Raw genomic sequence first — 13,798 nt, forward strand, 5'->3', positions numbered from 1 at the left:
TAAAATAAACAGAATAAAAAATTTATTCATTCTTTGTTCATTGGATTAATGAGGTGTGCTTTCCCGATCGTCACAGCGACACCCTGTTTCGTCGGCGTGTCGCTGTCCCATACTCACCGCAAATCACTCCGGCCGATACGGCGGCACACGTGTGATGTTCGACCCTCCCGGGGCGGGGGCTGGGCACCGTGGTTACTCATAAGTAGCATGAGGTCATGGCGCGCCCCTTGCCGGGCGTGCCCGCAGCAGTGCCACCCCGCGCACCTGGAGGAGAGCCAACGTGCCTCGTACCGCTAGGGACGTCGTCTTCGTCGACGGCGTCCGGACCCCGTTCGGCAAGGCGGGTCCCAAGGGCATCTACCACGAGACCCGCGCCGACGACATGGTCGTCAAGTGCATCCGGGAGCTGCTGCGCCGCAACCCGGATCTGCCGCCGGAGCGCATCGACGAGGTGGCCGTGGCCGCGACCACGCAGATCGGCGACCAGGGCCTGACCATCGGCCGTACCGCGGGCATCCTGGCCGGGCTGCCCCAGTCGGTGCCCGGCTACGCCATCGACCGGATGTGCGCCGGTGCGATGACCGCCGTGACCACGACCGCCGGCTCCATCGCCTTCGGCGCGTACGACATCGTCGTCGCGGCCGGTGTGGAGCACATGGGCCGCCATCCGATGGGCGAGGGCGTCGACCCGAACCCGCGGTTCGTCTCGGAGAAGCTGGTCGACGAGTCGGCCCTCTTCATGGGCATGACGGCGGAGAACCTCCACGACCGGCTGCCGCACATCACCAAGCAGCGCGCCGACGAGTACGCGGTGCGCAGCCAGGAGAAGGCCGCCAAGGCGTACGCCAACGGCAAGATCCAGCCAGATCTGGTGCCGATCTCGGTGCGGCGCACCAGCCCTGAAGGCGGCGAGCTGGGCTGGGGCCTGGCGACCGCGGACGAGCCGATGCGCCCCGGCACCACGCTGGAGGGCCTGGCCACGCTGAAGACCCCGTTCCGCCCGCACGGCCGGATCACCGCGGGCAACTCCGCGGGGCTCAACGACGGCGCGACCGCCTCGCTGGTCGCCGCCGAGGACGTGGCCAGGGAGCTGGGCCTGCCGGTGAAGATGCGGCTGGTCAGCTACGCCTTCGCGGGTGTCGAGCCGGAGGTGATGGGCTACGGCCCGATCCCGTCGACCAAGAAGGCACTCGCCAAGGCGGGGCTGACGATCGAGGACATCGGCCTCTTCGAGATCAACGAGGCCTTCGCCGTACAGGTCCTGTCCTTCCTGGACCACTACGGCATCGACGACGACGATCCGCGCGTCAACCAGTACGGCGGCGCGATCGCGTTCGGGCACCCGCTCGCCTCCTCCGGGGTGCGGCTGATGACGCAGCTGGCCCGGCAGTTCGAGGAGCAGCCCGAGGTCCGCTACGGCATCACCACCATGTGCATCGGCTTCGGCATGGGCGGCACCGTGATCTGGGAGAACCCGCACTTCGAGGGGAACAAGTGACCAGTACCGAAGAGCTTCTGAGGGGCGCGGCCGAGCTGTTCCCGGACGAGGTCGTGACGCAGGCGTACGTCCGCCATCTGGACCTGCCGCTCGGCGCGGGCCGGTTCGCGCTCATCACCCTCGACAACGGTCTTGACCACACCAAGCCCACCACCTTCGGCCCGGCCTCGCTGGCGAATCTGAACGCCGCGCTCGACCAGGTCGAGAAGGAGGCCGCCGAGGGCGAGGTCGTCGGCGTCGGTGTCACCGGCAAGCCGTTCATCTTCGCCGTCGGCGCCGACCTCAAGGGCGTCGAGCTGCTGAAGCGCCATGAGGACGCGCTGGCCATCGGCAAGGGCGGCCACGACGTCTTCAAGCGGCTGGCGGGCCTGGCCGTGCCCACCTTCGCGTACTACAACGGCGCCGCGATGGGCGGCGGCGTCGAGGTCGGACTGCACTGCTCCTACCGCACCGTCTCGGCCGCGCTGCCCGCCTTCTCGCTGCCCGAGGTCTTCCTCGGCCTGGTCCCCGGCTGGGGCGGCTGCACCCTGCTGCCGAACCTGATCGGCGCCGACCGCGCGGTCACGGTGATCATCGAGAACTCGCTCAACCAGAACCGGCAGCTCAAGGGCAAGCAGGTCTACGAGCTCGGGATCGCCGACGCGCTCTTCGAGGGCGCGGACTTCCTGGAGCAGTCGCTGATCTGGACCGCGTCCGTGCTCAGCGGCCAGACCGAGGTCGTACGTCCCGACGTGGACCGCGGCGAGGGATGGGACGCGGCCGTCGAGCGCGGCCGGGCCATCGCCGACAGCAAGGTGCACGGGGCGGCCCCGGCCGCGTACCGGGCGCTGGACATCATCGCCGCCGCCAAGAACGGCGACCTGAGCCAGGGCTTCGACTCGGAGGACGGCGCCCTCGCCGACCTGATCATGGGCGGCGAGCTGCGCAGCGGCATCTACGCCTTCAACCTGGTCCAGAAGCGCGCCAAGCGCCCGGCCGGCGCCCCGGACAAGTCCCTGGCCCGCCCGGTCTCCAAGGTGGGCGTGGTCGGCGCGGGTCTGATGGCCTCGCAGCTGGCGCTGCTTTTCGCGCGCCGCCTCGAGGTGCCGGTCGTGCTGACCGACATCGACCAGGAGCGGGTGGACAAGGGCGTGGGCTATGTCCACGACGAGATCGACAAGCTGCTGCTCAAGGGCCGCGTCAACCAGGACAAGGCCAACCGCCTCAAGGCAGCGGTGACCGGCTCGCTGGACAAGGCCGCGGCCTTCTCCGACGCCGACTTCGTCATCGAGGCCGTCTTCGAGGAGATGGGCGTCAAGCAGCAGGTGTTCGCCGAGGTCGAGGCGGTGGTGCCGGCGCATGCCATCCTGGCCACCAACACCTCCTCGCTGTCGGTGAGCGAGATGGCCTCGAAGCTTCAGCACCCCGAGCGGGTCGTCGGCTTCCACTTCTTCAACCCGGTCGCGATCCTGCCGCTGCTGGAGATCGTCCGCGGTGCGAAGACCGATGACGCCTCGCTGGCCACCGCCTTCGGCGTGGCCAAGAAGCTGAAGAAGACGGCCGTCCTGGTCAAGGACGCCCCGGCGTTCGTCGTCAACCGGATCCTGACCCGCTTCATGGGCGAGATCCAGAACGTCATCGACGAGGGCACCCCGGTCGACGTCGCCGAGCGCGCCGTCGAGCCGCTGGGCCTGCCGATGTCGCCGCTGGTGCTGCTGGAGCTGGTCGGCCCGGCGATCGGCCTGCATGTCTCGGAGACCCTGCACCGGGCGTTCCCGGACCGGTTCACGGTCTCGGAGAACCTGCGGCGCGTGGTCGAGGCGGGCAAGCGCGGCTTCTACGTCCACGATTCCGGGAAGCCGGAGCTGGACCCGGAGGTCGCCGCGCTGCTGGAGCAGGGCGACTCGGTCCTGACGGAGGAGCAGGTGCGTACGCGCGTCCTGGACGTGGTCGCGCAGGAGATCGGCCTGATGCTGGACGAGGGCGTCGTCGCCGAGGCGCAGGACATCGACCTGTGTCTGATCACCGGCGCCGGCTGGCCCTTCCACCTGGGCGGCATCACGCCGTACCTGGACCGCGAGGGCGTCTCGGAGCGGGTGGTCGGCCGCCGCTTCCTGGCCCCGGGCGTGGCGAGCGTCCCGGCGTAACGCGCGCGTTGTGTCCCGAGTGCCGGACGGGCTGACTGCCCGTCCGGCACTCGCGCGTTCACCCTCCTGTGGTGGGGAAGGCGCCGATGTACTGACGGGCGGTGGTGAATTGGTGCAGCCAGTCCGCCCGGGTGCTCGGTGAGTGGTCGCCGTCCAGGATGGCCACGGTCAGCTCCGGTGGGGTCACACCCTCGGCCCAGAGCTCCTGCCACTGCTCGTAGCTCAGCGACAGATGCCGCAGCCGGCGCAGGCCGCCGAGCACGGTGATGTCCCGCACCGTGGCCTGCGCCAGGTCGAGGCCGTTGAGCTGTCCGGCCGTCAGCAGCGGGGTGAGGTCCACCGCATGAGGCGCCTTCAGCGTCAGGGTGCGCAGTGTGGCATGGCCGGCCAGCGGGGAGAGGTCGAGCGCGCGCAGGTCCAGGTCCAGCGTTCTGACGGGGACGTCGCTCAGCGGCGCCAGGTCGGCGGAACCGCAGAGCAGGCGGGCCTCGCGCAGCAGCGGGGCGTTGCGTACGGCCGCGAGGTCGAGGCCGCCGTTGGCCCTCGCGTCGAGGGTCAGGGTGCGTTCGTCGATGTCGGCAGCGCCCAGGGTGCCGCGTGCATGGCATGCGCCGCCATGGTCGTCCTCCCGCCCCATGCCCGCCAGATCGATCGTCAGATATCCGTCCTCGTTGGTGAAGCGGCCCTGCCGCAGCGCCTCGACGTGGCCGCGCAGCAGTGAGGTCACGGAGTCGGCGACGTACTCGGCGTACGGGCGGCGGGTGCCGATCCGGATGACCTGGCCCGGCCTCCCGTTCTCCGCGGGGTCCAGGTCGACCGCGAGATAGTCGAGGCTGCTGCCGTACGCGAACGGGATCCAGCCCGGACGGTCGTGCGAGCGGCGCACGGCTGCGTGCGGGCCGCTGTCGGAGACCGCTCCGTCGATCCAGGCGTTCTCGTGGATGTCCACCGTCCACCAGCGGTTGACCTGGTGGTCTTTGAGGGCCGAAACGGTGAACCACTCGAAGCCGTCCAGGAGCCCGAGGTCGCCGTCCCCGTCGGCGATGTCGTACAGCGCGCGCAGGTCCGCGGGGAGTGCCGCGCCGCACTCCCGCGCCAGAGAGGCGAGGCGGTCCGCGCGTTCGGGGTCGGGGGCGGGCAGCGTCTCCTCACGTCCGGTGGTCTCGGCGCGCAGACGGAGGTAGTCGTGCAGCAGGCGGGGGGCCTCGGCGGGGTCGCCGGCCTCGGTCGGGTCGTCCGGGCCCCCGGGCACGTCGCCCGGGTCGCCGCAGGGGTCACCGGGCCTGCCGAGCACATGGACGATCTGGTTCCGGCGGTGGCTGCCGCGGACGCCCGGGGCGATGAGCGCTTCGAACCAGCCCGCGGCGTGGACCTCCAGTTCGACGGCCGTGGCCTCGTCCGGCAAGGACCGCTCCAGGGCATGGAGCAGCGGGCGGAGGGCCTTCAGATCCACTTCGAGATCGAGTTCTCGGCCCTGTGCCGAGGTGTACGAGACATCGGTCCCGCCCTCCTCGTCGCCGCCGACGTACGTGATGAGCCGAGCGCGCCGCCAGTCCTTCGCCCGCTGCGCCCCCTGGGCCGCGACGGCGATGGCGAGCCGTCGTAGGGACTCCGTCACCTCGGCCTCCTGGCCGTTGTCCGCGGCGCGCGCGGCGGTCAGGGACGCGAAGCGCTCATGATCCCGGAGCCCGGCCAGATCCGGGTCGGGAAGGATCTCCCCGGCGAGCGAGGGCCGGAGCCGGATCGCCTCCTCCAGCGCGTCGAACGCCCCCTCGGCGTCATCGAGCAGCGTGCGCACATAGCCCAGGTAGTAGTGCAGGGTGGCGTCGCCGGGGTGGCGGGCGACGGCGTCGGCGAGGACGCCGGCCGCGTCGGCGGTGCGGTCCCGCTTGGCGAGCGTCAGCGCCCGTACGCCCCATCCGTACGGGTCGTCCGGGTCCTCCAGCGTGGCCCGCTCCCATGCCTCCAGCGCGCGCTCCGCATCGCCGCCGAGTTGGTGGATGGTCCCCCGCAGACAGCGGGCGAGGCCGGTGACGCCGCCTCCGGCCGCCGCGGCCCGGTCAAGCGCGGCCAGGGCCTCGCCCGTATCCACGCTCCTGAGCAGCCAGGCGCGCCACAGCTCCGGAACCGCCGGATCCGCCCCGGCGGCCAGCGCCCGGTCCAGCGCGGTGAGCGTGAGATGCGGGAAGTCCGCGTCGAGGGCGGCGAAGGCGGCGTCCAGCCAGCGCGCGCCGTCGTGGGGCGCGGCGAGCGCCGCGGCGACGGCCTGCGGCAGCGGGGCGGAGGCCGGGCGGGGAAGCCGATCCTTGTGGAATCCGGAGGTGTGGAGCGGGACACCGAACCTTCGGGTGAAGACCGCCGTGCACACGAACAGGGGCATCAGCACCCTGTCGGTGAGCGTGCGCCCGGTCACTGCGGACGGCAGGCCGGCGATGACGCCGAGCAGTTCGTCGAGCCGGTCGACCGGACCGTCGAAGAAATCCGCGGGGTCGGCGGTCCCCCTGACGTCGAGCACGAGGTTCTGGGTGAAGCTCCCGCTCGCGCCGCGTATCTCCAGACGGATGGTCTCCGGCGCGCCGTCGTTCTCGGCGGGTTCGAGGGCACAGCGCCACTCGGTACCGTTGGCGCCCGTGCGTTCCAAGGCGCCTTCGGCGTTCTTCAGCCATCCCGAGGAGGCCAGCGCCCGTCGCAACCGCTTCTCGCGCGGCGTCCGCTCATCCGTCACCGCATATCTCCCTCACCGCTGTGATCACAGCGTTCACGTTTCAGAGCTGGTCCGCCCAGAGGCAACGGCCGTCGGCCTGGATGTGCACCGTCGGCGAATGCTCCCGGTAGCCCCAGGCGGAGGCGTTCTTCTCGGCCACCCGCACCCTGGCCTGGAATGCCTGGGCGGGGATGACAGGGACCGTACAGCCACGCGCGGGGCTGGTCACGGTGGCACCGGCCGGAATGGTGACCTCGCGTGCGGTGCCCCACGGCGCGGGGCACTCGTGCTCGGCCCCGGCCTGGACGTAGGCGATCCGGGCCTTCACCGTCATCGCCCGGGTCGAGGAGTTGCTGAGCTGGACGACGAAGGACAGGGAGTCCTTGCCGACCGAGGCGCAGGGCCGCCATGACACGGCGCCCACCGCCCGCGTACGGCCGCAGCGGTGATCCCCCGTCACGTCCGCTGTCCGCGCGACGTCCCCGCCCGATGCCCGGTCTCCTTCCGAGGCGCCGCTGCGCAGCGCCATGGTGCCGGTGACGAGCCCCACGGCGAGCGCCGTCGCCACAGCGAATTGCCACGCTTTCCACTTCCGCCGTGGCTCCACGGGCATTTCGGGAAGCGGGTGCGTCTCAGGAATGGCATGCGTTTCAAGAATGGTGTGCGTGGCGGCGGGCGCGAGGCCGGCGAGGACGTCATCCCGCCACCCGGGACCGGCCTCCTCTTTCAGCCGCCGTGCGAGTTCCGCGATTTCGACGCCGATCGCGGGAAGTTCTTGAGCGCTGTGCGGCGCCTTCGGCAACAGCGCCCGTGCGATGGCTTCGCAGTCCTCTTGGCTCGGCAGTCGGTTCTTCTTGCTGCCTGGCAGCAATTGGTCGCGTCCTTTGAGCCAGTACGACAGAAGAGGCAGATCGATTTTCTTCCGGCTCCGGCCGATGCGCTCGAACTCCAGCCGTTCCCTTTCCAGTTCCGCGACCAGACCGGCGCGGGTGGGGCGCCGGTCGGTGTCGGTGACCTGGCCGACGGTGGTCGCCCACGCGTCGAGGGACTGGACCAGGGCGTGCGCCAAGTCCCCGAAGAGCTCGGTCGGTTCGTCCATGAACATCCCCCTCAGTGAATGCTGTTAACGATAGAACAGTGCTTCACCGCAGGCCAACTGGAGGCGACCGAGAGGGTTCTGGTTGCACTGCAACGCCAGAACCCGCAGGTCAGGGCGGTGCACAGGGCGGTGCAACGAGCCACCCCGTTGCACCGCGTGCCCGCCCTCCCGGACCGGTGCACGGTGGTTTCCGGCGGCGCAGCAGCGACTGCAAGGCCTGCAACGGCCGCGGCTGAGCGAATTCACGGAAAATCTGGAGCATTTCATGAACTACGACGACGCACTGCTGGAAAAGCTCGTCCGCCGGACCGACATGGATGACTGCGAATCCCCGCTCCCCATCACCGTCTTGGTGGGCGGCGTGATCATCACGGGCGCCATCCTCCCCCGGGACGAATGGCTCAGGCAGCACATGAGCCTGCTGTCCGAGAAGAGTTCACTGACCGAATTCGCCAAGGATTTCGCCGCGGACATGCTGCGCCACGATCCCGAGACCACCCATATTCATCTGACCTGGGCGCGGATCGTCACCGGCGGCCCGGCCGTGCCCATCGACGATTACGGGCTGCTTCGGGTGCCGCTGTCCGAGGTGGGCGCCTGGACGATCGGCGACCTCAACCCCCTCGGCTGAGCGCACGCCTCACTCCCCCACCCGCCCCCACGCCCGTAGCGCCAGCCCCGGCTCGTCCGTCTTCTGGCGGGCCACCAGCAGCGCGCCGTCGTCCGCGAGGGCGGCGAGTACGACCAGGCCCAGGCCGTCCAGGGCCAGCGCGGGCCATCCCGTGCCCGGCCGGCCCGAGGGCGTCCACCACACCCCCGCCGCCTCGTCCTCCGTCGGGTGCGCCGCAACGGCAAGACGCCCGCTCTTGGCGTCGCGGTGGGCCAGCACCGTGCAGTCGTAGCCGTCCACCGTCGTACGGATCACCGCGATCGGCCCGGTGCCCGTCTCCCCGCCGAGCGGCGCCGCCTCGTCCGCGCCGGGCCGCCAGGCCAGCACGCCGCGTCCCTCCGCGTCGCGCCAGTAGTGCGTGACCGTGTCGCGGCCGCTGGCGAGGGCGGCGGCGGAGGCGGCCTCGGGGCGGGCGGGGATGTCCTCGGCGCGCTCGTACGCGGCGCCGGCCTCGGGCTGGTACCAGCGCAGGGCGCCGCCGCCGGCCGGGGCGAGCAGTTCGACGCGCCCGTCGGCGGTCGCGGCCGCGGACAGCCCGTCCAGTACGCCGGCGCCCTTGAGGTCGGTCCACCCGCCCCACTTGCCCTTGCCGTCCTGCCGCCGCGCGCTGACCCCGCGCCCGGCGTTGCGTACGAAGACGTGCACGGCCCCCGAGGAGTCCACGGCCGCCGCCGGGGCCCCGGTCCGCTGGGCCTTGCCCCGGTCCTTGGGGTGCGGGGTGCCGAGGGAGTGCCAGGCCGTCAGGGGTCTGGCGGTCTGGAACTGGGTGGCGTGGACGATGTCCACGTCCGGGCCGTCGCCGCCGCCCTGCCGGTGCCGCAGCCCCAGCAGATGGGCGTAGCCGTCGGCGCCCTGGGCCACCGTCAGCGCGGTCAGGCCGGGCACTTCGATCAGCCGCGGCCCGGTCCACCGCGGGCCCCCGGGCCGCTCCTCGGTCCAGCGGGCGATGCCGCCCGCCACCGGTGCGTAGGCCGTGAGCCTGCCGTCCTTGCCGCGGAGCAACCGCAACGCCATGGCCCGCTGCAACCCTTCCCTGACGTCTTTCCCCCTGGGTGAGCCTGGATGGGCCTCCACGAGGTCGTCGAGGTCCACGAGGCTTGCGCGTCACCCCTGCTGACGCGGTGCCACCCATAGTATTTTGCCTCCCTTATGAATGGTCTTGTCGTCGTGGACGCGGCGAATGTCATCGGTTCGGTGCCCGACGGCTGGTGGCGGGACCGGCGCGGCGCGGCCGAGCGGCTGCGGGACCGGCTCGCCGCCCTCGCCGAGAGCGGGCTGCCGCCCCGTCCCGGGGTCCCGGAGTGGGCCGCGCGGCCGCCTGTGGAGATCGTGCTCGTGGTCGAGGGTGCCGCGCGCGATGTGGCGTCCGTTCCAGGGGTGCGGGTGGAGCGGGCGCCGGGCAGCGGGGACGACCGGATCGTGGAGGTGGTGGCGGCCCGTGAGCCGGGGCGGCCGTGTCTGGCGGTGACCGCCGACCGGGAGCTCCGGACGCGGGTACAGGCGCTGGGGGCCGAGGTCACAGGCCCGCGCTCGGTCCGCCCCGCCGACTGAGCGGCCCGCCGGCCCCACGTACCCTTAGGCAAGCCTTGGCTAAGAGTACGGAAGAGAGAAGGGGCGAATGTCGGGAGTCGCGCGCCGCCGCGTCGGCTGGATATCCGCGGCGGCGCTGCTGCTCCTGGCCGCCGTGGTGCTCAGCCTCGCGGTCGGCAGCCGCCAGATCGCCATCGGCGAGGTGTACGACGCCCTGCTGCACGGCGGTACGAGCGACAACGCCCAAGTCGTGCGGTCCCTGCGGGTGCCGCGGACCGTCATCGGCGTCATGGTCGGGGTGGCCCTCGCCGTGGCCGGCACCGTACTTCAGGGGATCACCCGCAACCCGATCGCCGAGCCCGGCATCCTGGGCATCAGCCAGGGGGCCTCGCTTGGCGTGGTCTGCGCGATCGCGTTCTTCGGGGTGCACACGCTGAACGGGTACGTCTGGTTCGCCTTCGCGGGCGCGGCGCTCGCGGCGGTGTGCGCGTACGCGGTGGCCAGCAGCGGCCGCGGGGGCGCGTCGCCGGTCAAACTCGCCCTGGCCGGTGCCGCGATGAACGCGTTCATCGCCTCGGTGGTCTCGGCGATCGTCACCACCAACGCCCGGGTCCTGGACGAGTTCCGGTTCTGGGACGTGGGCTCGCTCGGCGGGCGTGACGCCACGATCGCCGGCCAGACCTGGCCGTTCCTGGCCGCCGGGCTGCTGCTGGTGCTGGCGATGGCCCGCGGGCTCGACGCGCTCGCCCTCGGCGACGACGTCGCGCGGGGGCTCGGCCGCAATGTCGGGCTGCTGCGGATGGCGGGCACCGTGGGCGCGACCGTGCTGACGGGTGTCGCGGTCGCCGCCGCGGGCCCGATCGCCTTCACCGGCCTGGCCGTTCCGCATATCGCGCGCGCCCTCGTCGGCACCGGCCACCGCTGGCTGCTGCCGATGGCCGCGCTGCTCGGCCCGGTGATGATCCTCACCTCGGATGTCATCGGCCGTATCGTCTTCCCGCCCTCGGAGGTGCCGGTGTCCGTGATGACCGCCCTGGCGGGCGTGCCGTTCCTGATCGCCCTGGTGCGCCGGAAGGCGGTAACAGCGTGAGCAGCATCCGGGCCGTGCACGTCGCCGGGTACACCGTGGTCAAGGCCGGGCGGGGCAGCTTCCTGGTGCACCGCAGGGCCGTTGTGGCGGCCGTCGTCCTCGCCGCCGCGCTGGCCGTGGCCGTCGTGGCGTCGCTGTGCGTCGGCGAGTCGTTCGTCTCGCCCACGGAGGTCGTACGGGTGCTGCTGGGGCAGCCCAGCCCCGACGAGCTGGTGGTGGGCACGCTCCGGCTGCCGCGCCTGGTGACCGGGCTGCTGGTGGGCGTGGCCTTCGGGCTGTCCGGCGCGCTGATCCAGACCATGGCCCGCAATCCGCTCGCCAGCCCCGATGTCATCGGGGTGACGCATGGCGCGGGCGCGGCCACGGTCGCCGCCATGACCTTCGGCATCACCTCGTACACCGCCCTGCCGTATGTGTCGATCGGCGGCGGTCTCGCGGCCGCGGCGCTGGTGTACGTGTTCGCCTGGCGCAAGGGGCTCAGCGCCTCGCGCTTCGTCCTCATCGGCATCGGGATCTCGGTGGCCCTGGGCTCGCTGTCCCGGCTGTTTCTGACCAAGGGCGACTATCTGGTGGCCCAGCAGGCCAAGGTCTGGCTCACCGGGTCGCTCAACGGCCGCGGTTACGACCAGGCCGCGCCGCTCGCGACGGCGCTGCTGGTCCTGCTGGTGCCGCTGCTGTGGGCGGCCCGGGCGCGGCGCGGGGTGTCGCTGGACGACGATACGGCCACCGCGCTCGGCGTCCGGCTTGACCGGGTCCGGCTGGGGCTCAGCGGCCTCGGGGTGGTTCTCGCGTCCGTCGCCACCGGCGCCGCCGGTCCGGTGGACTTCGTGGCGCTGCTCGCCCCGCAGATCGCGCGCCGGGTCGCGCGCACCGAGCAGCCGCCGCTGCTGTGTTCGGCGCTGACCGGGGCGCTGGTCGTGGTCACGGCGGATCTGCTGGCCCGCAGGCTCTTCTCGCCGACCGAGCTGCCGGTCGGCGTGTTCACCGCCCTGGTGGGCGCCCCGTATCTGATGTGGCTGCTCATCCGCACCCGTAGCCGTTCCGGAGGCACCGCGTGACCGACAACCGCGTGACCGAGAACCGCCTGACCGCGCGGGAGCTGACCCTCGCGTACGAGGACCGCACGGTCGTCGACGGCCTCGATCTGGAGATCCCGCACGGCAAGGTCACGGTGATCGTCGGCCCCAACGCCTGCGGCAAGTCCACCCTGCTGCGCGCGCTCGGCCGGCTCCTCAAGCCGCGGCGCGGCGCGGTGCTGCTGGACGGCGCCGAGCTGTCCCGTCTGCCGACCAAGCGGATCGCCCAGACCATCGGGCTGCTGCCGCAGACCCCGGTGCCGCCGGAGGGGATCACGGTGGCGGATCTGGTCTCGCGCGGGCGGCAGCCGCATCAGAAGTGGTGGCAGCAGTGGTCGGAGGAGGATGAGCGGGCCGTCGGCGAGGCCATGGAGCGCACCGGGACCGCCGAGCTGGCGACACGGCCGGTCGACGAGCTCTCCGGCGGCCAGCGGCAGCGCGTGTGGATCGCGATGGCGCTGGCCCAGGACACCGATGTGCTGCTGCTCGACGAGCCGACGACCTATCTCGACATCGCCCACCAGGTGGAGGTCCTCGACCTGGTCCGGCAGCTCAACCACGACCGCGGCCGCACCGTGGTCGCGGTGCTGCACGATCTGAACCAGGCGGCGCGCTACGCCGACCACCTGATCGCCATGCGGGGCGGGCGGATCGTGGCGGAGGGCGCGCCGGGCGACATCGTCACCGCGGAGCTGGTGCGGGAGGTCTTCGGTCTTGCCTCGGTCGTCGTACCGGATCCGGTGACGGGCGATCCGCTGGTGGTGCCGGGCGCTCCGTGGGCTGCGGACCAGGGGGCATCCCCAGCGGTAGCTGGGGGCGGTGCTGCCGGGGGTGGTGCTACCGCCGCACCCGTACGCAACATAAGGTAAGCCTCGCCTAAGAACTGCCTGTGACAGGAGCCCTGCCATGTCCCCTCGACGTCGCGGTACCGCCGCCGTCGCCCTCGCTCTCGCCGCCGCGCTGTCCCTCGCGGCCTGCGGCGGCTCCTCCGACGGCGAGAAGGAAGGGAGCGGCGGGCAGGGTGACAAGAAGTCCGTGTCCAAGGACGGCAAGGACTTCGCGAGCGCGGCCAGGAAGACCGCCGCGATGGGTACGGACGCCAAGGCCGGCCAGTGGCCGCGCACCATCACCCACGCCATGGGCAAGACCGAGCTGAAGGCCCAGCCCAAGCGGGTCGTCGTACTGGACGTCGGTGAACTCGACAACGTGGTGTCGCTCGGCATCAAGCCGGTCGGCCTGGCGCCGACCGAGGGCTCCCCGGAGCTCCCGTCGTACCTGAAGAAGGAGGCGGGCGACCCGAAGAACGTCGGCACCATCAACAACCTCAACCTCGAGGCGATCGCCGGGCTCAAGCCCGATCTGATCCTCGGCAGCCAGCTGCGCGCCGCGGACAAGTACGACGAGTTGTCGAAGATAGCGCCGACCGTCTTCTCCATCCGCCCCGGCTTCACCTGGAAGCAGAACTACCTCCTCAACGCCGCCGCGCTGGACAAGACGGCCGAGGCCAAGGCGGAACTCGCCGACTACGACAAGAAGGTCGAGGCGCTGGACACCAAGCTGGGTGCCAAGAAGCCGACCGTCTCCATGGTCCGGTTCATGCCCGACGGTGTGATCCGGCTGTACGCCAACGCCTCGTTCATCGGCACGATCCTGAAGGACGCCCACATTCCGCGGCCGAAGAACCAGGACGTCGAAGACCTCGCCACCGAGATCAGCGCCGAGAACATCGACAAGGCCGACGCCGACTACATCTTCACCGGCGTCTACGGCGACCCGAAGGCCACGGACCGCTCCAAGGCGCAGGGCAACCCGCTGTGGAAGAACCTCAAGGCGGTCAAGGCCGGTCACGCCACCGACGTCCCGGACGAGACCTGGTACCTGGGCCTCGGGGTGATGGCCGCGAACAAGGTCGTGGCGGACCTGGAACAGCGCCTGACCGCATAGCAGCGCCTGACCACGGAACAGTGCCTCACCGCGCGGCGATAGCGCGGGCCGGGGCGGGGCC

At 71.5% G+C, this 13,798-nt stretch carries 11 protein-coding genes; 8 read left to right on the forward strand and 3 right to left on the reverse strand.

The annotated features are described in order from the left end of the window. The first annotated feature begins 280 nt into the window (after positions 1-280). Positions 281-1,498 (forward strand): thiolase family protein, encoded by a 1,218-nt coding sequence (locus ACWDSL_RS32170; protein ID WP_450491465.1) that lies wholly within the window; start codon positions 281-283, stop codon positions 1,496-1,498. Continuing rightward, a complete protein-coding gene (locus tag ACWDSL_RS32175; RefSeq protein ID WP_450491467.1) occupies positions 1,495-3,624 on the forward strand; it encodes a 3-hydroxyacyl-CoA dehydrogenase NAD-binding domain-containing protein in 2,130 nt (709 codons plus the stop codon). The genes ACWDSL_RS32170 and ACWDSL_RS32175 overlap by 4 nt, the downstream gene beginning before the upstream one ends. Before the next feature lie 58 nt (positions 3,625-3,682). On the opposite strand, the gene ACWDSL_RS32180 is transcribed toward ACWDSL_RS32175, so the two are convergent. Together ACWDSL_RS32180 and ACWDSL_RS32185 are read right to left on the reverse strand one after the other, a co-directional pair. Continuing rightward, a complete protein-coding gene (locus ACWDSL_RS32180) occupies positions 3,683-6,349 on the reverse strand; it encodes a TPR end-of-group domain-containing protein (protein WP_450491469.1) in 2,667 nt (888 codons plus the stop codon). A gap of 40 nt (positions 6,350-6,389) precedes the next feature. Continuing rightward, positions 6,390-7,427: a hypothetical protein gene (locus ACWDSL_RS32185; RefSeq protein ID WP_450491471.1), complete on the reverse strand. Its 1,038-nt coding sequence runs from the start codon at positions 7,425-7,427 to the stop codon at positions 6,390-6,392. 265 nt (positions 7,428-7,692) lie between these two features. Between ACWDSL_RS32185 and ACWDSL_RS32190 the strand changes: the two genes are divergently transcribed. Beyond that, a complete protein-coding gene (locus ACWDSL_RS32190) occupies positions 7,693-8,058 on the forward strand; it encodes a hypothetical protein (protein WP_450491473.1) in 366 nt (121 codons plus the stop codon). A 9-nt stretch (positions 8,059-8,067) separates the two neighbouring features. Here ACWDSL_RS32190 and ACWDSL_RS32195 read toward each other — a convergent pair whose 3' ends face one another. Further along, complete coding sequence (locus ACWDSL_RS32195; protein ID WP_450491475.1) at positions 8,068-9,111, reverse strand: hypothetical protein; 1,044 nt, start codon at positions 9,109-9,111, stop codon at positions 8,068-8,070. Positions 9,112-9,246: 135 nt separating this feature from the next. Here ACWDSL_RS32195 and ACWDSL_RS32200 point away from each other — a divergent pair, with 135 nt between their 5' ends. From ACWDSL_RS32200 to ACWDSL_RS32220, 5 genes are all read left to right on the forward strand, one after another. Beyond that, positions 9,247-9,648 carry an NTP pyrophosphohydrolase gene (locus ACWDSL_RS32200; RefSeq protein ID WP_450491477.1) on the forward strand — a complete coding sequence of 134 codons (402 nt, stop codon included), beginning with the start codon at positions 9,247-9,249 and terminating at the stop codon, positions 9,646-9,648. Between the two features lie 67 nt (positions 9,649-9,715). Continuing rightward, positions 9,716-10,717, forward strand: coding sequence for a FecCD family ABC transporter permease (locus ACWDSL_RS32205; RefSeq protein ID WP_450491479.1), 1,002 nt, complete (start codon positions 9,716-9,718; stop codon positions 10,715-10,717). Then, complete coding sequence (locus ACWDSL_RS32210) at positions 10,714-11,775, forward strand: FecCD family ABC transporter permease (protein WP_450491481.1); 1,062 nt, start codon at positions 10,714-10,716, stop codon at positions 11,773-11,775. Before ACWDSL_RS32205 ends, ACWDSL_RS32210 begins: the two co-directional genes overlap by 4 nt. Next, positions 11,772-12,662 carry an ABC transporter ATP-binding protein gene (locus ACWDSL_RS32215; protein ID WP_450491483.1) on the forward strand — a complete coding sequence of 297 codons (891 nt, stop codon included), beginning with the start codon at positions 11,772-11,774 and terminating at the stop codon, positions 12,660-12,662. The genes ACWDSL_RS32210 and ACWDSL_RS32215 overlap by 4 nt, the downstream gene beginning before the upstream one ends. Before the next feature lie 37 nt (positions 12,663-12,699). Continuing rightward, on the forward strand, positions 12,700-13,737 hold the full coding sequence (locus ACWDSL_RS32220) for an ABC transporter substrate-binding protein (RefSeq protein ID WP_450491485.1): 1,038 nt from the start codon (positions 12,700-12,702) through the stop codon (positions 13,735-13,737). The last annotated feature ends 61 nt before the right edge of the window (positions 13,738-13,798 follow it).

Source organism: Streptomyces sp. NPDC000941 (genome assembly GCF_053599555.1).